Source organism: Streptomyces mutomycini (assembly GCF_001700505.1).
In the GTDB taxonomy this organism is placed as follows: domain Bacteria; phylum Actinomycetota; class Actinomycetes; order Streptomycetales; family Streptomycetaceae; genus Streptomyces; species Streptomyces mutomycini.
Genome location: NZ_MAPV01000150.1, coordinates 1 through 26,626 on the forward strand (window position 1 = coordinate 1; position 26,626 = coordinate 26,626).

The following is a 26,626-nucleotide window of genomic DNA, read 5'->3' on the forward strand; positions in this document are numbered from 1 at the left end:
GTGGTGGTTGGTGGGGCGACGACGGGGGCGGCGGCGGATGTGGTTCGGGCGGCGGCGACTGACTGAGCCGTTTTCATCCTGAACAGCTGCAGGTCAGCAAGGTGTGGACGATCGTGCTGATGCGGCGGGTGGAGCATCTGGCTCGCCGGGGCAGTCGCCATGACTTCAACTGGGCGAAGGCACGCTCGCCCGGAGCTCGGAGTCGGGTGTGGTCGCGGTTGAACTGCTGGTAGTGCTCGGGCTGTTCGCGGTGGTGGTAGTAGGGGGTGCGGAAGGTGGCGCCGGCGCCCTGGTAGGCGCGATCGGCGAGGACGAGGATCTGCCGGGTCAGGCAGGCCTGGACGATGCCGTGGGCCCGGGCCGCGGTCAGGCCGTGGGTGCGGCCGGGTGTCGCGCGGGAGAACCACAACGGTGTGCCGTCGGGACGGGCGATGACCTGCACGTTCATGCCGTGCTTGCGGTGCTTTATCGAGTAGTACGGCTCATCCGCGGCGATGCGGTCGATGGGAGTCAGGGTGCCGTCAACGAGGACGTGGTCGCCTGCACCGAGCCCGGTGAACGCTGCATGAAGGCCGGGCGCCCAGTCGGCCAGCACGTCCAGGGTCTCGTCGACGTACCGCCAGGCGGTGGCCTGGGATATCCCGAAACCGGCTCCGAGGTGCGAGAACGTCTCGTTCTTTCGGAGATGGACGAGGGTCAGCAGCGCCTGCTTGAAGCAGCCGAGCTTGCGCCGGCATGTGTGGCGAGCCTGGCGATGCTCGTGCAGCAGCCAGGCGACCTGCTCGAACAGCTTGTACGGGACGTCGAGCGGGGCTCGATACGGAACCGACAGGGCCCCTTCGGTCGCCGGTGTGATGAGTGGAATCACCACGCCGACGACCAGGGGCCCTGCCTCGTTGCCACCCCCAGTGACCAGCCCGTTTCACCCTCCAGCACAGGATGAAAAAGGCTCCCTACGCTTTCCTGCGGGATGTGGTGAGCCCTTCGTATGGTTGACCCGCCCAGGGGTGCCGGGTGTGGTTCAAAAGGCTCTGCCGCTTGTGGCTCTCAGTGATTGGCCGCCCGGCGCCCCACGACGACTCGGCTGCCAATTAGGAATTGCGAATGATCGCTGAGTAGGGAATCGACAGCGAGGTCGTCCGTGGCAGGCACCGGCACCACACCGCACGGAGGCATCACATGACCATGATCTGGGCCGGCATCGACGCAGGGAAAACCCATCATCACTGCGTCGCGATCAACGAGGACGGCCGCCGGTGCTGTCCCGGCGCGTCGCCAACGACGAGCCCGATCTCCTCGAGCTCCTCACCGACGTCCTGGCCCTGGGCGAGACGGTGGCCTGGGGGATCGACCTGGCCGACGGCGGCGCCGCGCTGGCCATCGCCGTCCTCGTCAACCACGCCCAGCCGGTGCACTACATCTCCGGCCGGGCCATCCACCGCGCCTCCGAGAGCTACCGCGGTGAGGGCAAGACCGACGCCAGGGACGCCGCCGTCATCGCCGACCAGGTCCGCATCCGCCGCGACCTGCACCCCTTACGGGTCGGCGACGACACCGTCACGGACCTCAAGATCCTCACAGGGCGTCGCGCGGACCTGGTCGCCGACCGCACTCGCACCATCAACCGTCTCCGCGCCCAACTGAGCGGCATCTTCCCCGGTCTGGAGCGGGCCCTGGACCTCACCAACACTGGTCCGCTCGTGCTGCTGACCGGCTACCAGACCCCGGCCGCCCTGCGCCGGGTGGGTAAGAAACGGCTCGAGACCTGGCTGCGCAACCGCAAGGTCCTGCGAGCCGACCGGCTCGCCGAGACAGCTCTGGACGCTGCCGCACGCCAGCACACCAGCCTGCCCGGGGAGAAGCTCACCGCCCAGATGGTGCACACCCTTGCAGCGGAGGTTTTGGCGCTCAGCCAGCAGGTCACCGAAGTCGACAAGGCGATCGAGGCCCGGTTTCGCGACCACCGCGACTTCGCAGTGATCACCAGCATGCCGGGCATGGACATCATCCTCGGCGCCGAGTTCCTGGCCGCCACCGGCGGAGACATGACCGCCTTCGGCACCGCAGACCGACTCGCCGGCTTCGGCGGTGTCGCCCCCGTCCCCCGCGACTCCGGCAAGATCAGCGGCAACCTTCGCCGGCCACGCCGCTACAACCGCAGACTCCAACGCGTCTTCTACATCTCCGCGTTGTTCAGCATCCGCCACTGCGACGACTCTCGCCGGTTTTACGAACGCAAGCGCGCCGAAGGCAAACGCCACATCCAGGCCGTCCTCGCACTCGCCCGCCGCCGAGTCAACGTCCTCTGGGCCCTCCTCCGCGACGGACGTGCCTACGAACCCCTGCCGCCCACACCTCTCGCGGCTTGACAGACCGCATTAGGAATCACTGAGAAGGACCCCCTGCGTGTGATGGCATCCGAGAGATATGGAACACCGGTAGGCGGACCTCCTCGCCACTGAAGTTCCATGACCGCGCCAGACGTCGAACCAGTCCGCGCGCTCAGCCCAAGCGCGGGGTCACAACCCATGCCGCGTGGCGCGAGGTTAAATCTCAAGCTAGCGGTGCGGAACCGCCACGCCGCCGCCTCGACGGCCGTGCGTCGTCACGTCACGCGACTCAAGCACAGGGCTGCAGCCCGACGGCTTCGAAGACCCTCCAGCAACACGCTCCGAGGATGACCAGACTCGTTGCCGCGCGCGCCACGAAGCGTCTACTGGTCAGAAGGGATCGGTGAACGAGATCGGCTTGCCCGTGGCGTGGGCGTATGCGATCTCCCTGCTCGTGGACTCGCCGATATACCCGCCTGGGTTGACGACCAGAACCCGGTCAGCCAGGTCGATCTTGCGCAGGTGGAGGGCGTCCAGCGCGGTTTTCTGCTCGTTGGTGATCAACTTGTCTGCTTCGTGATCCTCGGCGCGCAGGAAGACGCCTGGCGCGACGACGATGACACCTGCGAAGGTCAGCTCACGGTTCGCCGCGCTCATCTCGTCCACGAACCGGGTAGAGCCGCAGATGCAGACGATCTCAGGTCGGTCGGGCACGGCTCAGTCCTTCGGGTCGAACAGGAAACCGTCAGTGTGCGCGTAGACATCACAGACGGGCATACGAACCAAAAGTCTACGCAGCGAGATGGACACCACGCGGCTGCACCGTCGCAGGCCGGAGGCATGGCCCGTGCTGGGAATGACGCTGCTGCATTCGCTTCGTCGCGTCCGCCATCGCCGGTACCGCCACCCTTGCCGTCCTGGCCCCGGCCACCGGTCACTTGAGGGGTCTCACGTTGCTCTTCTGCCCGGTGACATCTCTCTGCGGGCCGAGCGCATCGAGCATGCGCTCGACGTTCACGCCTCCGCAGCTACGCGAGGACGGGCCGCGGGCCTTCCGCCCACCCCACCGAATCGGGCACAGGATGTCGGGTCCGGCAGGGTGGGTCCTTCCTAACGTGAGGAAGGACAAGGGAAGGAGTCCGGAATGCTGGAACGGCTGAACCAGGCCATGGAGCACATCGAGTCCCACCTCGACCAGCCGCTCGACGTGGCCGGTCTCGCGCGCACCGCGGTGACGTCGGAGTACCACTTCCGGCGGATGTTCTCCGCGCTGGCGGGCCTCCCGCTGTCGGAGTACATCCGGCGCCGTCGGCTGACCGTGGCGGGCGCCGAGGTGCTCGCCGGTGAGCGGACGCTGCTGGACATCGCGACGCGCTACGGCTACGGCTCGGGCGAGGCCTTCGCCCGGGCGTTCCGCGCCGTGCACGGTGTGGGCCCGGGCGAGGCCCGACGCACCGGCGCCGCGCTGCACTCCCAGCCCCGGATGTCCTTCCGCCTCATCGTCGAAGGGAGCAGCAGCATGCGATACAGGACCGTGGACAAGGACGCCTTCCGTGTGGCCGGCAGGAAGGCCCGCGTTCCGCTCGTCCACGAGGGGGCGAATCCGGCGATCGCCGACTTCATCCGCGGCATCGCACCCGACACCATGCGACGCATCGCCGCACTCGCCGACCAGGAGCCGGCAGGGATCGTCGGGGTCAGCGACCAGCTCGACCCGAGCCGGGCGGAAGGGACCGAACTCGACTACTACCACGGGGTGGTGACGGGCGCCGACGTGCCCGACGACCTGGACGCACTGGACGTCGCTCCGGGCACGTGGGCCGTCTTCGAGAACTCGGGGCCCTTCCCGCAGGCACTGCAGTACCTGTGGCGGGACGTGTTCACGCAGTGGTTCCCGTCGAACCCGTACGCGAGCAGGCCGGGGCCGGAGATCCTGAGCGTCCGGCTGTCCGAGGACGGGGCGCGGGCGGACGCGGAGCTGTGGATCCCGGTGGAGCGGTCCACCGTCTGAGGGGTGCGGAGAGGAGTGCTCCGACGGCGGTTCGGGAGGACCGGGCCGCCGTCTCCGGTGAGAGCCGGCTCGCAGGGTTGAAGTTGTCGCTGCGGCAGCTTCTACCGTCGTGACCAGGGCCGGAGACGCCGGCCCGTTGACGCTTTCGTGAGGGAGACGGCGATGGACTGGCCTATCGCGGAGGTCGCCCGGATGTCAGGCGTGACGGCCCGGACCCTGCGGCACTACGACGAGATCGGTCTGCTGCCGCCCGCCCGGATCGGCACCAACGGCCACCGCTACTACGGAGAGCACCAGTTGCTGCAGCTGCAGCGGATCCTCGTACTGCGGGCACTGGGCGTGGGACTTCCCGAGGTCGGCCGGGTCCTGGCCGAGCAGGTCGACGAGGCGGACGCCCTGCGCGGTCACCACCGGCAACTGCTCGCCGAGCGGGACCGGCTCGATGCCCTGGCCGGCACCGTCTCCCGCACGATCGCCGAACTGGAGCAGTCCAGGAAGGACGGCACACCCATGACTTCCGTCAACCGGCCGCAGAATCTGTTCGAGGGCATCCGGCCCTCCCAGTACGAGGAGAGCCTGCAGGACTTCCCCGAGCACGCCGAGGAGGTCGCCCGCAGGGTCGCCGGGATGACCCCGCAGGACGTCGAGGCGGGGCAGCGTGAGCGCACGGCGCAGATGATCCGGCTGGCCGAACTGATGGCCGCCGGTCACCCCGCCGACGCCGAGCCCGTGCAGGCGGAGACCGACGCCCAGTACCAGGCCCTCATCCGGCTGCGGGCCGTCTCCGCCGGGGAGTACCGCGCCATCGGCCGCTCCTGCGTCGACAACGACGTCTGGCGCGCCGCGTACGAGGCGATCGCACCGGGCCTGGCCGCCTACCAGCGGGACGCCATCGAGGCGTACGCCGTCACCCGGCTGGGCTGACCCGGTACGGGGCCGCTCCACGGGAACCGGCCGCAACCGGCCCGTGCAAGCGGCCCCGCCCAGACGCCCCGACGGGCTCACCTCGCCCGGCCCACCGGAGACCGGGCGAGGTGCTGCCCGTTCTCGACACCTTCGGCCCAGCACCGGGCAGGTGCCTGTCGGCGAGCCGAGCAGTCGCTGACGGCGCCGGTGGACAGAACCGGCCACACCCTGCCCCGGCCCCGGGCCGGTCCCCGCTCCGCGCCGTTCACAGACGATCCACAGACTCCGGGAACCGCGTCGCCCGTTTCGGCCGTCCTCACGCCCGAACTACCGCACGGGTCACAGTGGGTGCCCTGCGGGACACGTCAGGTATCCAAGGAGCAGCATGACCGTGCACGGCAGTACGCGCCCCCGGAACAGCCACCCGAGAAGCACCGGTTCCCCGTCGGCGCGCAGCACTCGCACGGTGCTCCAGGACTGCGCGAAGGGCGTCCTGCTGCTCACACTCGTACTCGGGGCCACCACGGCCTGCGGCCCGTTCTCCGACGGCAGCACCTCGTCGAAGAGCCGCGGCGGGTCGTCGGACGGCGGTGGCAGCCAGGAGGCGAAGGACTGGGAGGTTGGCGACTGCGCCGGGCCGGACACGAGCGAGTCGAAGGACGGCTACCGGGCCTTCGACTGCGACGACCCGAAGGCGACGATCAAGGCACTCGCGGTCAAGGACGGCGAGATCTTCGCGGGGGCCGTCGAGTGCCCGGCCGGAACCGACGAGATCATCTCGGTGAAGGTGTCGTTCGGCGGGAACGCGGCCAGCAGCGGCATCCCCAGCAAGACGGTATGCGGCCGCAACCTCTCGGGCGAGCACCCCGGGGACGCGGGCGCGGGCGGCGGCCAGCTCGTGGTGGGCGACTGCGTGGACGACCAGGCGAAGGAAGTGGCCTGCGCGAGCGGCGGGAACAAGGTCCTCGCCCTGACCAAGACCGCCGAGGAGTGCCCGGCGGACGCGGACAACCCCATCGAGCTCTTCCCGAGCCCCGGGCGTCCGTACGACGCGATCTGCACCAGCAAGGCCTGACCGAGCGAGGCGGGGCCCGCACCCACGGGTGGGCCCCGCGGCAAGGGCCACACGAGACGCGGCCGGCCCGCCGAAGTGTGCCCGATGCCTTGACGTGCCCCTGGCGAGATGGCTTTATGGGAGCGCTCCCACATCTCTGCCCACGCGTACGCATCCCCGGCGCCCACTTTCTGGAGTCGCAGTGAGATCAGCAACGAGTACGGCACGAAAGAGCCCCTTGCGCGCCCTGTTGAAGGGTCTGGCCACCCTTCTCGGCATCGTCCTGCTGGGCGCCCTCGGCCCAGCAGCGGCGCAGGCCCGGCCCGCGCAGGCGGAGGCCGCCGCCACCGGCCTGCACATCAGCGACGGCCGCCTGCTGGAGGCCAACGGCAACGACTTCGTCATGCGCGGCGTCAACCACGCGCACACCTGGTACCCGGGCGAGACCCAGTCGCTGGCCGACATCAAGGCCTTCGGCGCGAACACCGTGCGCGTCGTCCTCTCCGACGGCCACCGCTGGACGAGGAACGGGCCCGAGGAAGTCGCGGGCATCATCGCCGACTGCCGGACCAACCGGCTGATCTGCGTACTGGAGGTGCACGACACCACCGGCTACGGCGAGGACGCGGCGGCGGGCACACTCGACCACGCGGCCGACTACTGGATCAGCCTCAAGGACGTACTCGCGGGCCAGGAGGACTACGTCATCGTCAACATCGGCAACGAGCCCTGGGGCAACACCGACCCCGCCGGCTGGACCGCGCCGACGACAGCCGCCGTGCAGAAGCTGCGCGGCGCGGGATTCGCCCACACGATCATGGTGGACGCGCCCAACTGGGGTCAGGACTGGCAGGGCGTCATGCGCGCCAACGCCCAGGCCGTGTACGACGCCGACACCACGGGCAACCTGATCTTCTCGATCCACATGTACAGCGTCTACAACACCGCCCAGGCCGTCACCGACTACCTGAACGCCTTCGTCGACGCCGGACTGCCCCTCCTCATCGGTGAGTTCGGCGGCCCCGCCGACCAGTGGGGCGACCCGGACGAGGACACCATGATGGCCACGGCCGAGCAGCTTGACCTCGGCTACCTGGCCTGGTCCTGGAGCGGCAACACCGACCCGATCCTCGACCTCGCCATCGACTTCGACCCGAGCCGGCTGAGCTCCTGGGGCGAGCGCATCTTCCACGGAGCGAACGGAATCGCCCAGACCTCCCGGGAGGCCACCGTCTTCGGCGGCGGCGGGAATCCGGACGACACGGAGGCACCCACCGCCCCCGGCACCCCGGCCGCATCCGCGGTGACGGCCACCTCCGCGACCCTCACGTGGCCCGCGGCAGCAGACAACGTTGCCATCACCGGTTACGACGTCGTCCGTGTCAGCGGCGGCACCGAGACCACCGTCGCCTCCTCCACCACCAGCAGCGTCACCCTGAGCGGCCTCACCGCGGACACGGCGTACACGTTCGCCGTCTACGCCCGCGACGCGGCCGGCAACCGCTCGGCCCGGTCCGCCACGGTGAGCGTCACCACCGACGAGAGCGGGCCCACGCCGGGCGTCGGCTGCTCCGTCGGCTACCGGGTGGTCGGCGACTGGCCCGGCGGGTTCCAGGGCGAGATCACCATCCGCAACACCGGCACCACCGCCATCAACGGCTGGAACCTCGGCTTCGCCTTCGCCAACGGCCAGACGGTGTCCAACATGTGGGGCGGCACCGCCACGCAGAGCGGCGCCACGGTCAGCGTGGCCCCCGCCGGATACACGGCGACGATCGCCGCGAACGGCACGGTCACGGTCGGCTTCACCGGCACGAAGGGCTCCGCCAACACGGCCCCGACCGCCTTCACGCTCAGCGGCAACACCTGCACGACGGCCTGATCCCGGCCCGTTCCGCAGGCCGGCAGAGCACCTGCCTCCGCCGGCCTGCGGATGCCCCTTCCCCGGCCCCCGGCGGTCCGTCATGATCCTCGGATGCAGACCGACAGCAAGGCGGAACAGCTGGCCCGGGCGGCCGAGGCGGGCGACGCGGACGTGGTGGCCCGGCTGCTGGGCGAAGGCGTTCCGGTCGGCACCTGCGGAGGTGGACGCACGGCCCTCGACCTGGCGGTGCGCCACGGCCACGACGATCTGGTCCGCCTGCTTCTGGAGGCCGGCGCCGACCCAGAGCAACAGGCGGGCGAATACGGGGAGCTGACACCCCTGGCTCAGGCGGCGATGCACAGCAGGACGGAGATCGCGCGCGTCCTGCTCGACGCCGGCGCACATCCGGACACCCGGTGCCGGATCGGGTTCCCGCTCCTGTTCGCCGCCACGTCCGCCGTCCCCGCCCCGAACTGCCCGGAGATCGTCGACCTGTTGCTGGACCGGGGGGCCGACATCACCCAGCGGCTGAGGGATCTCACCACCCTGGAGTGGGCCGTGTGGTTCGGACAGGTGGACATGGTGCGTCAACTGCTCCGCCGGGGCGCGGACCCCTCGGCCAAGGCCCTGGACCTCGCGAACGAGCGGATCCGGCGCCACCCGGACGCCCGGCAGGACTGCGAGCACGTCATCGAGGCCCTGCTCGCCGCGGGTGCCCCGGGAGCGGCGACACCCTGAGCTCCACGAAGTCGTCCGGGACCTGCCCGCAGGGGGCATGTGAACAGCGGGCACGAACCGCAGACGTGAAGCCCCAACTCATCCGCGCAAAGCACCGATTACTTCTCCGGCATGCGGCAGTCTCTTAGCCGTACACCCGTGAACGGAAGAGGAGCGAAACCGTGCGCATCGTCATCAGCGAGTTCATGAGCCTGGACGGCGTCGTGCAGGGGCCCGGCGGGCCCGAGGAGGACACCGAGGGCGGGTTCACGCAGGGCGGCTGGTCGCACCCCTTCTTCGACGAGGTGGTGGGCGGCGCCTTCGACGCGGCCCTGAAGGACGCCGATGCCCTGCTATTCGGGCGGCGTACGTGGCAGACGATGGCCGGGGCGTGGCCCGAGCGGGCGGGTGACCCCTTCGCCGACCGGATGAACTCCATCCCGAAACACGTCGTCTCCAGCACCCTGGGGGACGACAAACTGACCTGGTCCAACACCACCCGCATCCCGGGCGAGACGGCCGTCGACCGCATCCGGGAGCTGCGCGCGGCGGAGGGTGGCGACCTGCTCGTCATGGGGAGCGCCACGCTCGCCCGGACCCTGCTGCACGAGGGCCTGGCCGACGAACTGCGGCTGATGATCATGCCGGTGATCGTCGGTGGCGGTAAGACGATCTTCCCCGGCGACGGTGCGCTGCGCCCGCTCGAACTGGTGTCGACTGTGATCAGCGGCACGGGCGTCCACGTGTGCACCTACCGTGCGGCCGACCAGGCTTAGACGTGGTGTCCGCGGGCCCGGTGGCGCCTCTGCTGAGAGGCTGCCGTCATGGCCTCTCTGCCCCGGATCGCCCCCATGCTCGCAACCCCCGGCCACCTGCCGCCGGCCGCCGCCGACGAACAGTGGGCGTACGAGGTGAAGCAGGACGGCCAGCGCGCCATGGCCTATCTGCCGGGGGACGGCTCGCTCGAGCTGCTGGCCAGGTCCGGGGCCGTCATCACCCCGGCCTATCCGGACCTGGTGGCGCTCGGGCCCGCCCTCGGCGGCGTACCCGCGGTGCTGGACGGCGAGATCGTGGCGCTGGACGAGCAGGGGCGCAGTGACTTCGAGCGCCTGCAGTCGCGGATGGGGCTCTCCGGATCACCCGCGAAGGCCGCCCGCATGGCGGAGCGGGTACCGGCCCACCTGGTGCTGTTCGACGCCGTGTTCCTGCGCGACCGGAGCCTCGTACGGCTTCCCTACACGGAGCGGCGGGCGGCGCTGGAGGGGCTCGGGCTGAACGGGCCGCGCTGGTCGACGCCCGCCGTGGTCGTGGGCCACGGCGAGGAGGCCCTGGCCATGACACGGGAGGCCGGACTCGAAGGCCTGATCGCCAAGCGGCTGACCTCGGTGTACGAGCCCGGGGTCCGCGCCCGTACGTGGATCAAGATCCGCCATGCGCACACGGCGGACGTGATCGTCGGGGGCTGGGTGCCCGGACGTGGCCGGCTGGGCGGCCTGCCCGGTGCGCTGCTGGTGGGCGAGCGGGGACCGGGCGGTGGCCTGCGTTATGCGGGCAGCGTCGGCACGGGGTGGAGCGATGCCGAGCGCACCAGGCTCGCCGAGCTGCTCGGCGTCGCCGGCATCGGCACATGCCCCTTCGACGAGACGCCACCGGTCGCCGGTGCCCGCTGGGTGCTGCCGCGACTGGTCGGCGAGGTGCGGTACTCGACCCGGACGAAGGCGGGGCGGCTGCGGCACCCCTCCTGGCACCGGCTGCGGCCCGACCTCGCTCCGGACGACATCGGGTGACGTGACGGAACAACGGCGGCAGGAGGCCGACGTCAGAAGGCCCGGGTCAGGAGGCGGTCCGCTTCTTCGCGGCCGTCTTTCCGGACGCCTGTTTCTTGGCCGCCGTCTTCTTCCTGGTCTTGGGGGCCGCCTTCTTCGCGGCCGGGGCGGACTTCTTCCGGGCGCGGGGCTTGCCGGGCGTCATCTCGTGCACGGTCGCGTCCTCGCCCCGTGTCTCCTTGGCCGCCTTCACCGAAGCGTTCAGCGCGGCCATCAGGTCCATGACCTTCCCCGGCTCCTCCTCCTCGCCCCCGGGCACCGCCGGAAGCGCCTTGCCCTCGGACTTGGCCGCGAGCATTTCCTCCAGGGCGTCCCGATAGCGGTCGCGGAAGCCGGAGATGCCGTCCAGGGCCATGCTGTCGGTGAGCTGCACGGCGCGTTCGATCTCGTCCTCGTCCAGCTCGGTCTCCCGGGGGGCGAGGGACTCGGGGCTGCGGATCTCGTCCGGCCAGCGCATCGAGTGCAGCACGATGGCGTCCTCCCGCACCCGCAGCAGACCGAGCCGCTCACGGTTGTGCCAGGCGAACTTCGCCACGGCGACCTTGTCGCTGCGTTCCAGCGCCTTCCGGAGCAGGGTGTACGGCTTCGCCGCGACCTGGCCGTCGACCGCGAGGTAGTAGCTGTCGCTGATGCGTACCGGGTCGATGCTGTCGGCCTCGACGAACGCGACGATCTCGATGGCCTTCGCCGTCGGCAGCGGCATCCGGTCGAGCTCCTCGTCCGTGACGGGCACGGTCCGGTCCCTGGCGACCTCGTAGCCCTTGCCGATCTCGTCCTGCGAGAGGACCTCGCCGTCGAGTTCGCACACCTTGCGGGTGCGGATCCGGCCCATGTCCTCCCGGTGGTACTGGTGGAAGGAGACCGCGTGGTTCTCGGTGGCGGACACCACCTTGACCGGGATCGTGACCAGCCCGAAGCTGATCGCTCCTGTCCACAGCGGCCGCGGCATCCGGTTCCTCCAGACCCCCCTGGTGGCTTGGCCGGGAGGCGGACCGGAGCGCCTGGAAGGGAGAACCGGCCCGAGAGGGCCTTGGCGCGACCGGGCCACCGCCCGTATCCCCGATCCTCGCGCCCCCGGCCCCGCACCGCATGTGGATCACCGGGGCCCGGTCACCCGCGCGGCAGGTCCATCTCGCCGACCACCTCGTCCTCGCTCATCTCGCCGGTCCTGCGGAAGCCGAGCCGCCGGTAGAACTCCTCGGGGCCGCCCTCCCCCGGCGTCCAGGTCACGGTCACCCGCTTCTGCCCGCGCCGCAGGATCTCCTCGCACACGGCGTCCACCGCGAAGCGGCCGTACCCCTTGCCCTGCTCGTCCTCGGCGACGGCCAGCCGCCAGAGACCGGAGCGGAGCCGGTCCTCGGGGTTCGCCGGGTCGAACCGTACGTCGAAGAACGCCATCACGAAGGCGACCAGCCGGTCGCCGTCGTAGACCAGCCGGGGCCAGGCGGTCCCGGGATCGGCGTATGCCTCGGCCAGTGACCGTGCGACCGGGGAGACGAACCGTTCCTGCGCGGGCGCGACCCTGAGCCGGCACGCGGCGAGCACATTGTCCGGGGTCACCTTTTCCAGGCGGAGCTGCGCTGTCATGGACGCACCGTACGGCCACGCCCGGACGCCGGGCCATCGAATAGTCACCGGCTTCGAGATCACCAGGCGGCGGGGCCGGCCGCGCCGAAGAAGCCGCCGGTCGGAGCGTCGGCGCCGATGAGGGCCATACGAACGCGACGCCGGCCTGCCACCCGCACTCCAGGACACGCAGACCCGGAGGCAGCCCCCACGCCCTGCCGATTCGCCGGAGCCAGGAGGACGGTCCACGGAAGGCGCCCCGCCCCCGACCAGAGGTCTCCGCTCTTTTCCAATCTGCTTCAAGCAAGCTATAAATGAGCAACTTCGAGCATTTCTCGCCCGGGGTTCACGCACCCCGCACCCGCGAAGGAAGCCCATGCCGCTCATATCCACCGGTGACATCACGCACGGCGCCCGGACCGACTCGACCGGCGTCGGGGCCTTCAACGTCGTGCAGATCGAACACGCGCAGGCCATCGCGAGCGGGGCGGAAGCCGCGGGGCTGCCGGTGATCCTGCAGGTCAGCGAGAACACCGCCCGCTATCACGGCGGCCTCGAACCCATCGGGCTCGCCTCGCTCGCCGTCGCGCGGGCGGCGCGTGTGCCGGTGGCCGTTCACCTCGATCACGCGGAGTCGGCGGAGCTGGTCCGGGAGGCCGTCCGGCTCGGCTTCACCTCCGTCATGTTCGACGCGTCGGCGCTCCCGTATGCCGACAACGTGGCCGCGACCCGCGAGATCACCGCCTACTGCCACAGCCAAGGGGTCTGGGTGGAGGCGGAACTGGGCGAGATCGGCGGCAAGGACGGCGCCCACGCACCGGGGGTGCGCACCGATCCGGACGAGGCGCGGGCATTCGTCGAGGCCACGGCGGTCGACGCGCTCGCCGTGGCCGTCGGCAGTTCGCACGCGATGCTGACCCGCGACGCCGTCCTCGACTTCGCGCTCATCTCCCGGCTGCGCGACGCCGTCGGCGTCCCGCTGGTCCTGCACGGCTCCTCGGGCGTCGGGGACGCGGGTCTCACGGCGGCGGTCGGCGCCGGCATGACGAAGGTCAACATCTCCACGCACCTGAACAAGCTGTTCACCGGGGCCGTCCGCGCCTACCTGGACACCCACCCCGAGGCCGCCGACCCCCGCGCCTACCTCGGACCGGCCCGCGACGCGGTGTCCGCCGAGGTCGCGCGCCTGCTGGGCGTCCTGGCAGGGGCCGGGCGATAGGGTTGCTCCGCGAGCAAGGAGGGCCGGGTGGCGGCACACACACGATGGACCAGGCTGCTGGAGATACTCAGTGACCAGGGGCACCTCGACGTACTCGACGCCGCCGAGCGGCTCGGCTGTTCCGCCGCCACCGTCCGCCGCGACCTCGACGAACTCGCCCGGCAGAATCTGCTGACCCGCACCCGGGGCGGCGCGGTGGTGAGCGCCGTCGCCTACGACCTGCCGCTCCGCTACAAGGCGGCCCGGCGTGCCGACGAGAAGCAGCGCATCGCGAAGGCCGCTGCCGAACTGATCCCGGCGGGCTCCACCGTCGGCCTCAACGGCGGCACGACGACCTCCGAGGTGGCCAGGGAGCTCGCCCTGCGGCCGGAGCCCCCGGGCGGGGGCGTGGCGCTGACCGTGGTGACCAACGCGATCAACATCGCGAACGAGCTGGCGGTCCGCCCCCAGGTGAAGATCGTGGTCACCGGCGGGGTGGCCAGGCCGAACTCGTACGAACTCGTCGGGCCGCTGGTCGACTCCGTCCTGCGCACCCTCGCCCTGGACTACACGATCCTCGGTGTGGACGCCGTGCACCCGCGCTTCGGCGCGGCCACGCACGACGAGTCCGAGGCCGGCGCGAACCGCGCCCTCGCCGAGTGCGCGGGCACGGTCGTCGTGGTGGCCGACTCGTCCAAGCTCGGCCGCCGGGCCTTCGCCCAGGTCTGCGAGACCGGCGCGGTGTCGGTCCTGGTCACGGGCAAGGACGCCCCCGAGGACGTCGTCGGGGAGTTCACCGCTCTGGGTATCGACGTCCTGCGGGTGTGAAGCGGACCGCCCGTCAGCGGTAGTCCTCCGGGTGGTCCTGCATCCAGGTGTTGATGCGGTCCCGGGTGCCGATCAGCTCGGTGCGGTGCTTCTCCAGGTTGGGTGTGGAGACGTCACCGTCCAGCGTCGTACGCAGTGTGCCGATCCAGGCGATGGGCCCCTTGAAGTGGGCGGGGCCCTTCTTGTCGGCCTTCATCGCCTCGTCCAGACGGTTCAGTTCGTCGTTGACCCGGCCCAGGAAGTAGGCGCAGTTCCCGTCCCCGGGGGTGCAGTTGTCGTTCAGCGTCGCCTGGAGCCCCGCAAAGGCGTCGCGGACCAGTTCCGGCGCGTCCGGGTCCTCCTGGATGACGAGCGTGGGCGTGGGCGGCGGCGTGGGCATCAGGGACGCCTTGTCGGCCGCCTCCGCGGCTGCGACTGCCGCGGACGGATCCACCTGCGGGACGTCACCGCCGGGACCGTCGGTGGTGGTCGCCGCGCTGCAGCCCACCAGGAACGCTCCCAGAACCACGGCCGGTATCGCGGCGCGCAGGCCGGTACGGATCAACATGAGGCCCCCCTCGTCGTCAGGCCCAGACCATATCGCCACCGGTGGGCAGGCCCCCCACCAGACCCTGCGGCCCACGGGGCACCCCAAGAGGGCATTTGCATATACATGCGAGCGAGTGCATACTCTTCCTATGTCTAAGGTTCTCACCTCCCTGCCCTCCGGCGAGCGCGTCGGCATCGCCTTCTCGGGCGGCCTCGACACCTCCGTCGCGGTCGCCTGGATGCGCGACAAGGGTGCCGTCCCGTGCACCTACACCGCCGACATCGGCCAGTACGACGAGCCCGACATCGTCTCGGTGCCCGGACGTGCCAAGGCCTACGGCGCCGAGATCGCGCGCCTCGTGGACTGCCGGGCGGCACTGGTCGAGGAGGGCCTGGCCGCGCTCGCCTGCGGCGCGTTCCACATCCGTTCGGGCGGACGTGCCTACTTCAACACCACGCCGCTCGGCCGCGCCGTCACCGGGACCCTGCTGGTCCGGGCGATGCTCGAGGACAATGTGCAGATCTGGGGCGACGGCTCGACGTTCAAGGGCAACGACATCGAGCGGTTCTACCGCTACGGCCTCCTCGCCAACCCCCACCTGCGCATCTACAAGCCCTGGCTCGACGCCGACTTCGTCACCGAGCTGGGCGGCCGCAAGGAGATGTCGGAGTGGCTGGTGGCCCACGGGCTGCCCTACCGCGACAGCACGGAGAAGGCGTACTCCACCGACGCCAACATCTGGGGCGCCACCCACGAGGCGAAGACGCTGGAGCACCTCGACACCGGCGTGGAGACCGTCGACCCGATCATGGGCGTCCGGTTCTGGGACCCGTCGGTGGAGATCGCCCCCGAGGACGTCACGATCGGCTTCGACCAGGGCCGCCCGGTGACGATCAACGGCAAGCCGTTCGACACCGCGGTCGACCTGGTGATGGAGGCCAACGCGATCGGCGGCCGCCACGGCCTGGGCATGTCGGACCAGATCGAGAACCGCATCATCGAGGCGAAGAGCCGCGGCATCTACGAGGCGCCGGGCCTGGCGCTCCTGCACGCCGCGTACGAGCGCCTCGTCAACGCGATCCACAACGAGGACACCCTCGCCCACTACCACAACGAGGGCCGGCGCCTCGGGCGGCTGATGTACGAGGGCCGCTGGCTGGACCCGCAGGCGCTGATGGTCCGCGAGTCGCTGCAGCGCTGGGTCGGCTCGGCCGTCACCGGCGAGGTGACGCTGCGGCTGCGGCGCGGTGAGGACTACTCCATCCTGAACACCACCGGCCCCGCCTTCAGCTACCACCCGGACAAGCTCTCGATGGAGCGCACCGAGGACTCGGCGTTCGGCCCGGTGGACCGCATCGGCCAGCTCACCATGCGCAACCTCGACATCGCCGACTCGCGCGCCAGGCTGGAGCAGTTCGCCGGCCTCGGCCTCGTCGGCACGGCCCAGCCCTCGATCGGCGCCGCGCAGGCGGCGGCGACCGGCCTGATCGGCGCCATGCCGGAGGGCGGCGCCCAGGCCATCGCCTCGCGCGGCGAGGTCTCCGGCGACGACGAGCTGCTGGACCGCGCCGCGATGGAGTTCGGCACCGACTGACGGCGTCCCGCACCGAGGACAGGGGCCCGCGCGGGCCGGCTGACCGGCCGGCCGGCGCGGGCCCCTATCCTCGGATCAGCGGCGGATACGCCGATGAACGCGCGGAAGAGCGAAGGTGGCGGCAGTGGCGAAGGTACCGGCAGCGGCAGTGGCGGCGGGCGGTCTCGTCGGCGGATACGGAATCGCCCGCTGGACAGGAAAGCGCCCGCTCGGCGGCGTCGCACTGGCCGCCGCCGGGTCGGTGGCGGCGTACGAGTGGAAGCGGCAGGCCGGGCCCCTCGCGGCCACCGGGCTGACCGTCGCCTATGTCGCCGCCTTCGCCGGCTCGCACCCCCTGGCCAAGAAGGTCGGCGCGTGGCCCGCGGTGTTCACCGTGGCCGGCGGGATCGCCGCGGCGTCATGGGCGGTCACCCGGCGCGGCGCACGCTAGACCCCGGCGCGGCGCACGCCGGGCTTCTGCGCCTCCCGGCGGACGGCACAGCTTCCGGGAAAGTCCAGGGCAAGTCCAGGGAAAGTCCGGTCCCGGGTATTGAACACGGGCGCCGCCGGGTGCGTACTGAAGAGCAACTCCCCGCGTGACCCGGGGGCGTGCCCGTGCGACAGGACGGGCACGCCTCCGGTCAGCCTCCCAGCGCGTGTGACACCGAATGGATCGCCAGGCCGGCCAGCGCGCCGACCACGGTGCCGTTGATCCGGATGAACTGCAGGTCACGGCCGATGTGCGCCTCGATCTTCTTCGACGTCTGGTCCGCGTCCCAGCCCGCGACCGTGTCGCTGATCAGCGAAGTGATCTCCGCCCTGTACGTCGTGACGACATAGGCCGCCGCGTCCTCCAGCCAGCCCTCCAGCTTGCCCTGCAGCCGCTCGTCCGTGGACAGCCTGGCGCCCAGGGACATCAGCGAGGCCCGGGCCCGCATACGCAGCTCGCTCCGCTCGTCCTCGGCCGCCGAGATGATCATCGCGCGTACCGAGGACCATGCCGAGGCGATGACGTCCTGGACCTCACCACGACCCAGGATCTCCGACTTCAGCCGCTCCACCCGGGCCCGGGTGTCCGTGTCCGTCTGGAGGTCCGCGGCGAAGTCAGTGAGGAACGTGTCGATCGAGCCGCGCGCCGGATGCCCCGGCATGTCACGCATCTCCGTGACGAAGCGCAGCAGCTCCTTGTAGACCCGCTCCCCCACCCGCTTGTCGACGAACCGCGGCGTCCAGCCCGGTGCCCCGCCCTGCACCGCGTCCATCACGGAGTCCCCGTGCAGGACCAGCCAGTCGTGCGCCTTCACGCAGACGAGGTCGACGACCCGGCGGTGGCCGCCGTCCGAGACGATCTTGTCCAGCATCTTGCCCATGCCCGGGCCGACTTCCACCGCATCCGCCCGCCGGGTGATCGCCTCCCCGACCACCGCCTGCACATCGGAGTCCCGCAGCACGGTCAGCGCGCCGCGCAGCGCGGTCGCCAGCTCGGCGGTGACCCGGTCCGCGTGTTCCGGCCGGGCGAGCCAGGTCCCCAGCCGCGAACCGACCCCCAGAGCGTGAATTCGGTCACGAACGACGTCCCCCGAGAGAAAATTCTCGCCTACGAAGGAACCGAGTGACTCTCCCAACTGGTCCTTCTTGGTGGGAATGATGGCGGTGTGGGGGATGGGCAGGCCGAGCGGGCGCCGGAAGAGCGCCGTGACGGCGAACCAGTCCGCCAGCGCACCGACCATTCCCGCCTCGGCGGCCGCTGCGACGTAGCCCGGCCAGCCGCCCACACCCGCGTTCTCCGCCCAGGTGGCGAGGACGTACACGAGCGCGACGAGCAGGAGCAGACCCGTGGCAGTGGTCTTCATACGGCGCACACCACGCCGCTTCTCCTCGTCGGCGGCGGTGTACGCGAACCCGGCCGGCTCCGGCCTCGGCCGCCCGCCGGGAGCCCCGGATACCGTTTCCTGTCCCGCGTCCTGTTCCATCCGCTCCACCCGTCCGCTCACGCGTCACGCCGTGCCGTACGCATTGTCCCTACCTCACCTACTCCCGGGCCGCATGTGGAGTTCCCCGCGGCCTGACGCATCATGAGAGCAGCCCGAACAACGGGCCGAACACCGCAAGGAGAAACACCGCAGATGCCCAGGCGCCAGGGATACGCCCTGCCCATCGCCCTCGTGACAGGCACAGCCGTGCTCGCCGGCGCCGTCGCGTTCGGCACATCGCTGATGACCGCCGCCGAGCGGCAGGCACCGCTCAGCGGGTCCCAGAGCCACCCGGCGGCCCGCAATCCCGCAGCCCCGGCCAATGCCACCGGTACCTGGGTCGCGACATGGACCGCAGCCCCCGTCAGCGCGGAGCCGAACGGCGGACAGGGCTACCCCGGTAGCACCATCCGCAACATCGTGCACACCAGCGTCGGTGGTGACGCTGCCCGCATCACCCTGTCCAACCTCTTCGGCACCGCCCCGCTCGTCATCGACCAGGCCACCGTCAACACCCGTCCGGTGACCTTCCGGGGCCGGCCCACCGTCACCGTCGCCGCGGGCCGGCAGATCGTCAGCGACCCAGTCGTCGTGCCCGTCGCCCCCGACGCCGACCTGGAGGTCACCCTCCGCACCCCGTACGCCACCGGGCCCGTCACCCAGCACCCCAACACGCACCAGACGTCCTTCCTGGCCGACGACGCCGGCACATGGAGCACCACCCGGTGGCGTTACCTGACGGCCGTCGACGTACGCAACGAGACCTCGCCCGGTGCGATCGTCGTGATCGGGGACTCCCTCACCGCCGGCAGCGGCTCCACCACCGACGCCAACAGCCGCTGGACGGACGTCCTCTCCGACCGGCTGCGGCACGCGTACGGGATCGCCAACCAGGGCATCGCGGGCAACCGCCTCCTGCGCGACAGCCCGCTCACCCTCGGCGGCGTACGGAATCTGGGCGGCCCGAGCGGCGCCCACCGCTTCGAGCGCGACGTCCTGTCCGTCGCCGGAGCGAAGACCGTGATCATCGCGCTCGGCATCAACGACGTGCAGCAGATCCCCCAGGAGCCCGACCCCCAGCGCATCATCGCCGGGCTCCGCACCCTCACCGAGCGCGCGCACGCCCGGGGACTGCGCGTCGTCGGGGCGACGCTGACGCCCTTCCAGGGCAGCACCACCTGGACACCCGAGAGCAACAGGGTCCGGCTCGCCGTCAACGAGGAGATCCGCTCCGGCCGGATCTTCGACTCGTACGTCGACTTCGACCGGGCCGTGCGCGACCCCTACGCACCCGACCGGATCCTGCCCGAGTACGACTCGGGCGACCGGCTGCACTTCAACGACGCCGGCTACCGCGCCCTGGGACAGTCGATCGAGCTCCGCGCGGTGGACGGAACACCGAAGGCCGACGCCTTCTGACCCGCCCGGGCAACGGCGCGGCGCTCAAGAAGGGTGCGCGGCGCTCAAGAAGGGTGGCCGGGGCGAGGCCCGCGGCCGCCCTCGTGATCCGGCCGGCTCAGCCGAGCTCCTTGCGCCCGTCCCCCGCGTCCGGATCCTCCAGCCGCTCCCGCAGCCGCCGCTTCTCCGCCCGGCTCCGCTTGCGCTCCACACCGACCCCGCCCATCAGCGCAAACCCGGTGACCCTCACCCGCGGGCTCTCCGGATCGGGCTCCGGCTCCTCGTCGAGCTTGGAGTGCTCACCGAAACCACCCATGATTCCGAAGCCCCTGACCTGCACGTTGAGGTCCGGCGGCACCGTCACCTGCATTCCGCCCATGATCGTGTAGCAACGGATCACGACGTCGCGCTCGGCGAAGTGCGCCTCACGCAGGTCGATCTCGCCACCGCCCCAGATCGCGACCGCGGTGAACTGCCGGCCGACCGTCCAGCGGCCCTTGCGGCTGAACCCGCCCCAGAAGGCGAACGCCCCCGACGAAGTGGGCTCGCCGCCGATCCGGGCCGGCCAGCCGGCGGACGACCCCTTCCGCGCGGTCACCGCGCCCGGCACCGGCAGATCGCGTACGAGCGGCACCAACTCCCCGTGCGTACGCGCCTTGAACGTCGCGTCGAGCCGCTGCTCGAACTCGTCCATCTCCAGCCGGCCCTCGGCCACGGCCTCCCGCAGGGTCTCGGCGACCCGTTCACGTTCGGCGTCGGAGGCACGCATGTCCGGGCTCTCACTTGTCATACCGCGCACCCTATAGAGCAACCGGGGAACGGCCCTAGGAAAGAGCGTTTGTCTCGCGCGCCGGAGCCGGGGAGTATGACAACTCGCCCTGGGGGCACCCAGGAATACGGAAAAACGGGGAGGTTTCACGGATGGCGTGGGACGAGTGGGAGGGCCTCAAGGCTGATGCAGCAGCGCGCGGTTCCGCACAGATGCAATTGAATCAGTATCCGGCCGACCAGGGGGGTGGGGCTCCGGCAGGTGCGGCTTCGGAGGATCTGAAGTCGGACAAGAAGGCATGGGTGAAGGCCGGCGAAGGTGTGACGGGCCTGAAGGACGGCATCAGCAAAGCGTTGACAAAGCTGGGCGACGGGCAGGCGGGGCTGGGTGACACGGGTGGGTGCCAGAGCGCGGCGGCGCAGAAGGAGCTGTACGACTCATGGAAGAAGTACGTCGGCGATGTGAGCAGCCGCTGTGACGAGCTGGGCGGACTTCTGGAGAGGTCGGGTCACGATCTGTCGATGTCCGACGAGTCGGTCATGGGGGAGCTGGACAAGCTCAAGGTCAAGTACGAGGACACCGAGGCCGTCGGCGGCCGGGCGAAGGAGAAGTGATCCGCGGTCATGAATCTTGCGACACTGAAAGCCTTCAAGCCGTCGGAGTACGAGGACGCCGCGGACGGCTACAGGGGGACCGGCGACATGGCCAGTGCGGCCAAGGACACGGTCGACAACCAGATCTGCGCGGGGATGCGCAACCGGCTCGAGGGGAAGGCGGCTGCGGCCGCCCTGCGGGAGCTGCAGAAGCTGTCGAAGAACTTCCACTACGCGCAGACCGAGTGCGGTCTGGTAAGCACCGCCCTGAACGGCTTCGCCTTCGACATGGCGGCGGCCAAGCGGAAACTGGACACGGCGATCGAGGACGCTCACGCCGACGGCTGCAAGGTGAACCCCGACGGCTCGGTCACCTATCCAGCAGGTGCGAAGCCCGGCGACGAGAAGATCGCTGATGGCGGCACGGTGACCGGGAGTGCCGGGGGCAGCCCGACGTCCGACGGCCTTGAGCGCCAGGCCGTGAACATCCACCCGAACCCGAACTACGGCAAGGCGCTGGGGTACGCGAACCGGATCGCCGACGCTTTGAAGGAAGCCACGGACGCGGACACCAAGTGGGCGCCGAAGCTGCGCGCGCTGAAGGCCGACGACGACCTGACGGTCTCCAAGCATGACTGGGCCGACGCGCAATCCGACATGGGCGGGGTCCGCGAGGCGGGTAAGAACTACCTCGACTCCCTGCCGGAACCGCCGAAGGACGGCAGTCCGAAGGACAACGCATCGTGGTGGAAGGGGCTCAGCCCCGAGGAGCAGTCCGCCTACCTCGCCACGGAGCCCGCCGCGGTCGGGGCGCTGGACGGGTTGCACGCGGAGGTCCGTGACGAGGCCAACCGCATGGTGCTCGCCGAGGCCCGGGGTGTCGCTCAGATCGAATACGACACGTGGCTCAGGAAGAATCCGGAGCCCCCACGGCAAACGGATTACATCAACCCCATGACCGGCACCATCATGAAGGGCGTCAAGGTCGACAGCGTGGCGTGGAAGAAATGGGAAGAAGCGCGTAAGAGCGCCCACAAATCCATCGACGGCATGGACGCGATCCAGACCCGCTTCGACCAGACCGGCACGAAGAGACTGCCCGAGGCGTATCTGCTGGGCTTCAGCACCGAGGGCGACGGCCGCGCGATCCTCGCCAACGGAAACCCGGACACCGCGGATCACCAGGCGGTCTACGTACCGGGGACGGAAGCAGAGCTCGGAAATTTTGAGGGCAACATCAACCGCTCGGTCAATGTGTGGAACTCGGCCGACGCCAAAGCCGTTGGTGAGTCCGTCTCCACCATCAGCTGGCTCGGATACGACGCACCTGATTCCGTATACAAGGACGCACCCTTCGAGCACTACGCCTACGACGGCGCACCGGCGCTCAACCGGTTCTTGGACGGCCTGGAAACGTCACACACCGGCGATACGGCACCGCACCGCACCGTGATCGGCCATTCGTACGGGACGACCCTGGTCGGTGCGGCTGCCCAGACAGGGGACCTCAACGCCGATGACGTCGTCTTGGCGGGCAGCCCCGGTGTCAAGGTGTCGAGTGCCGAGGAGATGGATGTCCCCAAGGGGCATGTGTGGAACGCGGAAGCCGAAGGGGACGTGGTCCCGGATCTTGGCCGTTACGGACACGGCGGGGACGGCTTCAGGATTCCGAGCGATGAGCAGTTCGGTGCCAACCAGATGACCACGGACACCGAAGGCCACAGCGGTTACTGGGATGAGGGGTCGGACAGTCTGAAGAATCAGGCCCTGGTGGTTGCGGGGAAGGGGGAGGACGTGGCCTTGAAGCCGCCACCCAACCCATTGACGAGTGAAGAAGTACTGCGTTCGAAGTAGGAGAGCTCAGACGTGAAGACCAGAATGCGTGCCTCCGTGCTCGCCGTACCCCTTGTACTCACTGTCCTGACAGGATGTGGCATGACTGACGAGAAGAGCGACGGCGTCCCGTCCGCAGGCACGAGCACCTCGCTTGACGCCGCCGACACGATGGAGAGGGTCTCCAGCGAGATCTACGATCTGCTGGGCGTGAAGGGAAAGGCGTCAGAGAACCTTCCAGGAGTGATGGACTGCGCAGGCAAGGACACAAAGACATACTTCCGCATCTTCCATCCGTGGAGCTTCACCCCTGCCTCGGCGAGCGACCTCGACGAAGCGATGGAGCGGCTCAAGCGAGAACTGCCCAAGCACGGGTGGGAGATCGTCGAATACGGACCGAATACCAGCAAGAACAAGAACATCACCCTGACCGCCGACAACGACAAGAAGAAGGTCAGCGTCAAGGTCACCAACATGGCGAAGAGCGACCCGCCGGTGCTGAGCCTGGACCTGGTGTCCGGCTGCTACGAGGTCCCGGACGGCGAAGAGGTCGAACGCTTCTGAGGGGCCATACGGCGTAGCGACCATCAGCGATGGGGGTTGTCCCTAATCCCCCGGTGGGTCGGCTCAGCGCGCGGCGTCGGACGCAGCGCCCCGCAAGGCGGAGGGGCGCTCGCATGCGGAAGGCATGCGAGCGTTCCGACAACGTGGCGAGGTGCCGTAGCTGTCGCCGTACGCCCGCCGGGGATTGCGGGACAGCCCTCAGTGAGCAGAATCCGACACGTACATCCTCGCGATGACGGACTCGATGTCCGGCTCCCGCACCGAAAGGTCGACCAGCGGATAGTCCGCCGCGATACGCGCCACCAACGGTGCGGCCGACGCCGCCGCCGGGAACGCGAGCCACTGCCGGGGGCCTTCCACCTTCACGACCCGCACCGAGGGCTCGGACCCCAGCTCGATCGGCGGCAGTTCCCGCTCCAGGTCCACGACCAGCGTCCGCTCGCTCTCGCCCACCTCGTGAAGCCCCGCAAGCGCGCCGTCGTACACCAGACGGCCGTGGTCGATGACCATCACCCGCTTGCACAACTGCTCGATGTCCGTCAGGTCGTGGGTGGTGAGCAGCACCGTCGTCGACCTCTCCGCGTTCAGGTCCCTTAGGAATCCCCGCACCTTGGCCTTGGAGACCACGTCGAGCCCGATCGTCGGCTCGTCCAGATACAGCACCTCCGGATCGTGCAGCAGCGCCGCCGCGATATCGCCCCGCATCCGCTGCCCCAGCGAGAGCTGCCGCACCGGAACCTCCAGCAGTGGCCCCAGATCGAGCAGTTCGACGCACCGGTCCAGATTCTCGCGGAAACGGCTGTCCGGAATCCGGTACATCCGGTGCATCAGCCGGTACGAGTCACGCAACGGCAGGTCCCACCACAGAGTCGTACGCTGCCCGAACACCACACCGATCCGGTGCGCCAGCTTCGTACGCTCCCGGGAGGGATCGATCCCCGCGACCCGCAGCCGGCCACCGCTCGGCGTGAGGATGCCCGTCAGCATCTTGATCGTCGTCGACTTGCCGGCCCCGTTCGGACCGATGTAGCCGACCATCTCACCGCGCGGCACCCGGAAACTGATGCCGTCCACCGCCCGCACCTCACGCCTCTCCCGGCGCATGAAGCCCGTCCTGCGGCGCACGTCGAAGACCTTCTCGACGCCGTCGAGCTCGATGAAGTCCATGTCGTCCACGCCCACTCCTCAGCTTCCCGTGCTGCGGTACGCCCGCAGCCCCGTGCGCCACGCCAGCCCGGCGATCACCCAGCACCCCACTGCCACCAACGGCGGCAGGAACGCCACCCACCGGGGCAGGTCCAGCGGATAGTCCCGGCCCAGTACGTACAGGGCCGGCAGCCAGCTCACGAACGCCAGCGGCACCACGAACGTCACCCCGCGCACCAGGTCCTTCGCGAACACCGACGGCGGATACTGCAGCAGCGTCGTCCCCCCGTAGGTGAACGCGTTCTGCACCTCCGAGGCGTCCTGGGCGTAGAACTGGAACGCCGCCCCCACCACGAACACCGCCCCGAAGATGGCCGCCCCGCTCAGCACCATCAGCGGCAGCATCACCACCTTCAGCGGTGTCCACGCGATGTCCAGCGCAAGCAGCGCATAGCCCAGCACCAGCAGCCCCTGCGTGATCCGCCCCAGCCGGCGCAGTGCGAACCGGTCGGCCGCCACCTGCGCCAGCACCGGGACGGGCCGCACCAGCAGCGTGTCCAGCGTCCCGTCCCGCACCCGCCGCCCCAGCCGGTCCATCGACCCCAGCACCAGGTCGGACAGGCCGAACGCGGTCGCCGATGCCCCGTACAGCAGGGCGACCTCCTGCAGCGTGAAGCCGCCCAGCACGTCGACGTGCGCGAACATCAGCATGATCGTGACGAAGTCGAAGCCCGTCGCCACGAAGTTCCCGACGGCCGTCATCACGAACGACGCACGGTAGGCCATCGTCGAGCGCAGCCACATGGCCACGATCAGCCCGTACGCCCGCACCCCCTCGACCAGCCGCGACCGCTCGCCGAACGGGGTCTCCGGCACCGCCGCGACGACGCGCTCCTCCCGGACCTCAGCCACCCTGGACCACCACCCTCCTGGTCGCCACCGACTGCAGGAGCCGCCCCGCGAGCAGCAGCGCCAGCGCCCAGCCGGCCTGGAAGGCGTACGCACCCGCCAGATCCCAGCCCTCGTACGTACCGAGGAACACATCGGCGGGCACCTGCAGCAGCGACGACCACGGCAGGGCCCGCGCCACGTCGCCCAGCACCCCGGGGAACAGGTTCAACGGCAGCAGCATCCCGGAGAAGAACAGCCCGGCCAGCCAGGCGATCTGCATCGCGCCCGCCCCGTCCATCAGCCAGAAGGCCGACAGCGCCACCAGGAAGCGCACCCCGAAGCTCACCACCACCCCCAGCGCCACCGACACCAGGAAGGCGAGCCAGGTCCACGGCGAACCCGGCAGCGCCAGATCGAAGGCCAGGGCCCCCAGCACCATCGGCACGATCCCTCGCCCCAGCAGATGGAACGCCGCCCGGCCCAGGTCCCCCGCCAGCCACCACAGCTGCAGATCGGCGGGTCTGTACAGGTCGACCGCGATGTCGCCCGTACGGATGCGCTCCATCAGCTCGTCCTCGAAGCCGCCGCCCATCATCGCGCAGGTCATCAGCAGGGCCTGACCCAGCCACACATAGGTCAGCGCCTGCGACATGTCGTAGCCGCCGAGGTGCGGACGCTCGTCCCACAGGGCGATGTAGGTGTACGCCATGATGAATCCGAAGACGGTGTTGGTGAACACTCCCGCGACCGTCGCCACCCGATAGGTGGCATACCGCCGGAAGCCACCGGCCGCCACCACGGCATAGAGCCGCACCTCGTCCCCCCTCACTTCCGCCAAAGCGAGGGACCTTAGACCACGGCGCTCCGCCGCCGCGACCCCTTTTTGCCTGGAGGGTCCGAGGGATATCCGTCCGAAAAGTGCACTATAGGAAAATCATCCGCAGCCGAGGAGCCGCACCGTCATGAGCCAAGAGCCACCGCAGTACAGCGGAGACCCTGGTCACCAGGGCTCCGAGGGCTGGGCCCCCCGAGACCCCTCGGCCGCGGCCCTCACCCC

Annotated in this window: 25 protein-coding genes and 1 pseudogene; 16 read left to right on the forward strand and 10 right to left on the reverse strand. The window is 70.0% G+C overall.

Annotation, left to right across the window (positions count from 1 at the left end; genetic code table 11):
• Window positions 1-73 precede the first annotated feature (73 nt).
• Window positions 74-871, reverse strand: a complete 798-nt coding sequence (locus BFF76_RS21190; protein WP_031101007.1) for an IS5/IS1182 family transposase — start codon at window positions 869-871, stop codon at window positions 74-76.
• A 308-nt stretch (window positions 872-1,179) separates the two neighbouring features.
• On the opposite strand from BFF76_RS21190, the pseudogene BFF76_RS21195 reads away from it, so the two are divergent.
• Window positions 1,180-2,369: pseudogene (locus BFF76_RS21195) on the forward strand (IS110 family RNA-guided transposase).
• A gap of 351 nt (window positions 2,370-2,720) precedes the next feature.
• Here BFF76_RS21195 and BFF76_RS21200 read toward each other — a convergent pair.
• Complete coding sequence (locus tag BFF76_RS21200) at window positions 2,721-3,044, reverse strand: hypothetical protein (RefSeq protein ID WP_031101003.1); 324 nt, start codon at window positions 3,042-3,044, stop codon at window positions 2,721-2,723.
• Between the two features lie 430 nt (window positions 3,045-3,474).
• Here BFF76_RS21200 and BFF76_RS21205 point away from each other — a divergent pair, with 430 nt between their 5' ends.
• The 7 genes from BFF76_RS21205 (at window position 3,475) to BFF76_RS21235 (ending at window position 10,669) form a co-directional block, all read left to right on the forward strand.
• On the forward strand, window positions 3,475-4,341 hold the full coding sequence (locus tag BFF76_RS21205; RefSeq protein ID WP_031101002.1) for an AraC family transcriptional regulator: 867 nt from the start codon (window positions 3,475-3,477) through the stop codon (window positions 4,339-4,341).
• 162 nt (window positions 4,342-4,503) lie between these two features.
• Window positions 4,504-5,265 carry a MerR family transcriptional regulator gene (locus tag BFF76_RS21210; RefSeq protein WP_065848845.1) on the forward strand — a complete coding sequence of 254 codons (762 nt, stop codon included), beginning with the start codon at window positions 4,504-4,506 and terminating at the stop codon, window positions 5,263-5,265.
• 367 nt (window positions 5,266-5,632) lie between these two features.
• Window positions 5,633-6,322 carry a hypothetical protein gene (locus BFF76_RS21215; protein WP_031100998.1) on the forward strand — a complete coding sequence of 230 codons (690 nt, stop codon included), beginning with the start codon at window positions 5,633-5,635 and terminating at the stop codon, window positions 6,320-6,322.
• A gap of 181 nt (window positions 6,323-6,503) precedes the next feature.
• Window positions 6,504-8,183: a cellulase family glycosylhydrolase gene (locus BFF76_RS21220; RefSeq protein WP_065848846.1), complete on the forward strand. Its 1,680-nt coding sequence runs from the start codon at window positions 6,504-6,506 to the stop codon at window positions 8,181-8,183.
• A gap of 93 nt (window positions 8,184-8,276) precedes the next feature.
• Window positions 8,277-8,903, forward strand: coding sequence for an ankyrin repeat domain-containing protein (locus tag BFF76_RS21225; RefSeq protein ID WP_079122446.1), 627 nt, complete (start codon window positions 8,277-8,279; stop codon window positions 8,901-8,903).
• Between the two features lie 161 nt (window positions 8,904-9,064).
• Window positions 9,065-9,658, forward strand: a complete 594-nt coding sequence (locus BFF76_RS21230) for a dihydrofolate reductase family protein (RefSeq protein ID WP_031100991.1) — start codon at window positions 9,065-9,067, stop codon at window positions 9,656-9,658.
• 48 nt (window positions 9,659-9,706) lie between these two features.
• The gene (locus tag BFF76_RS21235; protein WP_031100989.1) at window positions 9,707-10,669 is read left to right on the forward strand and encodes an ATP-dependent DNA ligase; all 963 of its coding nucleotides are present in this window, start codon (window positions 9,707-9,709) and stop codon (window positions 10,667-10,669) included.
• A 46-nt stretch (window positions 10,670-10,715) separates the two neighbouring features.
• Here the strand turns inward: BFF76_RS21235 and ku are convergent, their stop codons facing one another.
• Both ku and BFF76_RS21245 read right to left on the reverse strand, forming a co-directional pair.
• Window positions 10,716-11,657, reverse strand: coding sequence for a non-homologous end joining protein Ku (ku, locus tag BFF76_RS21240; RefSeq protein WP_031100987.1), 942 nt, complete (start codon window positions 11,655-11,657; stop codon window positions 10,716-10,718).
• Window positions 11,658-11,818: 161 nt separating this feature from the next.
• Window positions 11,819-12,295 (reverse strand): GNAT family N-acetyltransferase, encoded by a 477-nt coding sequence (locus BFF76_RS21245; RefSeq protein ID WP_031100984.1) that lies wholly within the window; start codon window positions 12,293-12,295, stop codon window positions 11,819-11,821.
• Between the two features lie 355 nt (window positions 12,296-12,650).
• On the opposite strand from BFF76_RS21245, the gene BFF76_RS21250 reads away from it, so the two are divergent.
• Together BFF76_RS21250 and BFF76_RS21255 are read left to right on the forward strand one after the other, a co-directional pair.
• The gene (locus BFF76_RS21250; RefSeq protein WP_031100982.1) at window positions 12,651-13,493 is read left to right on the forward strand and encodes a class II fructose-bisphosphate aldolase; all 843 of its coding nucleotides are present in this window, start codon (window positions 12,651-12,653) and stop codon (window positions 13,491-13,493) included.
• Window positions 13,494-13,520: 27 nt separating this feature from the next.
• Entirely contained in the window at window positions 13,521-14,300 is a 780-nt protein-coding gene (locus tag BFF76_RS21255) for a DeoR/GlpR family DNA-binding transcription regulator (RefSeq protein WP_065848847.1), read from the forward strand.
• 13 nt (window positions 14,301-14,313) lie between these two features.
• Here the strand turns inward: BFF76_RS21255 and BFF76_RS21260 are convergent, their stop codons facing one another.
• On the reverse strand, window positions 14,314-14,847 hold the full coding sequence (locus BFF76_RS21260) for a hypothetical protein (RefSeq protein WP_079122447.1): 534 nt from the start codon (window positions 14,845-14,847) through the stop codon (window positions 14,314-14,316).
• A gap of 130 nt (window positions 14,848-14,977) precedes the next feature.
• On the opposite strand from BFF76_RS21260, the gene argG reads away from it, so the two are divergent.
• Entirely contained in the window at window positions 14,978-16,423 is a 1,446-nt protein-coding gene (gene argG, locus BFF76_RS21265; RefSeq protein ID WP_031100978.1) for an argininosuccinate synthase, read from the forward strand.
• Between the two features lie 124 nt (window positions 16,424-16,547).
• Complete coding sequence (locus BFF76_RS21270) at window positions 16,548-16,853, forward strand: hypothetical protein (RefSeq protein ID WP_065848848.1); 306 nt, start codon at window positions 16,548-16,550, stop codon at window positions 16,851-16,853.
• 190 nt (window positions 16,854-17,043) lie between these two features.
• On the opposite strand, the gene BFF76_RS21275 is transcribed toward BFF76_RS21270, so the two are convergent.
• Complete coding sequence (locus tag BFF76_RS21275; protein ID WP_063836859.1) at window positions 17,044-18,375, reverse strand: DUF445 domain-containing protein; 1,332 nt, start codon at window positions 18,373-18,375, stop codon at window positions 17,044-17,046.
• 153 nt (window positions 18,376-18,528) lie between these two features.
• Here BFF76_RS21275 and BFF76_RS21280 point away from each other — a divergent pair, with 153 nt between their 5' ends.
• A complete protein-coding gene (locus tag BFF76_RS21280) occupies window positions 18,529-19,794 on the forward strand; it encodes an SGNH/GDSL hydrolase family protein (RefSeq protein WP_053929891.1) in 1,266 nt (421 codons plus the stop codon).
• 97 nt (window positions 19,795-19,891) lie between these two features.
• On the opposite strand, the gene BFF76_RS21285 is transcribed toward BFF76_RS21280, so the two are convergent.
• Window positions 19,892-20,542 (reverse strand): DUF1707 SHOCT-like domain-containing protein, encoded by a 651-nt coding sequence (locus tag BFF76_RS21285; protein WP_199831536.1) that lies wholly within the window; start codon window positions 20,540-20,542, stop codon window positions 19,892-19,894.
• A 302-nt stretch (window positions 20,543-20,844) separates the two neighbouring features.
• Here BFF76_RS21285 and BFF76_RS21290 point away from each other — a divergent pair, with 302 nt between their 5' ends.
• From BFF76_RS21290 to BFF76_RS21300, 3 genes are all read left to right on the forward strand, one after another.
• Window positions 20,845-21,156 carry a hypothetical protein gene (locus BFF76_RS21290; protein WP_338058040.1) on the forward strand — a complete coding sequence of 104 codons (312 nt, stop codon included), beginning with the start codon at window positions 20,845-20,847 and terminating at the stop codon, window positions 21,154-21,156.
• Window positions 21,157-21,165: 9 nt separating this feature from the next.
• A complete protein-coding gene (locus tag BFF76_RS21295) occupies window positions 21,166-22,989 on the forward strand; it encodes an alpha/beta hydrolase (RefSeq protein WP_053929890.1) in 1,824 nt (607 codons plus the stop codon).
• Between the two features lie 81 nt (window positions 22,990-23,070).
• Window positions 23,071-23,532 (forward strand): hypothetical protein, encoded by a 462-nt coding sequence (locus tag BFF76_RS21300; protein ID WP_234351840.1) that lies wholly within the window; start codon window positions 23,071-23,073, stop codon window positions 23,530-23,532.
• 198 nt (window positions 23,533-23,730) lie between these two features.
• Here BFF76_RS21300 and BFF76_RS21305 read toward each other — a convergent pair whose 3' ends face one another.
• From BFF76_RS21305 to BFF76_RS21315, 3 genes are read right to left on the reverse strand one after another with little or no spacing between them, the layout of a single operon-like run.
• Window positions 23,731-24,699, reverse strand: coding sequence for an ABC transporter ATP-binding protein (locus tag BFF76_RS21305; protein ID WP_053929905.1), 969 nt, complete (start codon window positions 24,697-24,699; stop codon window positions 23,731-23,733).
• Window positions 24,700-24,717: 18 nt separating this feature from the next.
• The gene (locus BFF76_RS21310) at window positions 24,718-25,554 is read right to left on the reverse strand and encodes an ABC transporter permease (protein WP_381822337.1); all 837 of its coding nucleotides are present in this window, start codon (window positions 25,552-25,554) and stop codon (window positions 24,718-24,720) included.
• A gap of 28 nt (window positions 25,555-25,582) precedes the next feature.
• Window positions 25,583-26,383 (reverse strand): ABC transporter permease, encoded by an 801-nt coding sequence (locus tag BFF76_RS21315; RefSeq protein WP_053929904.1) that lies wholly within the window; start codon window positions 26,381-26,383, stop codon window positions 25,583-25,585.
• Between the last annotated feature and the right edge of the window lie 243 nt (window positions 26,384-26,626).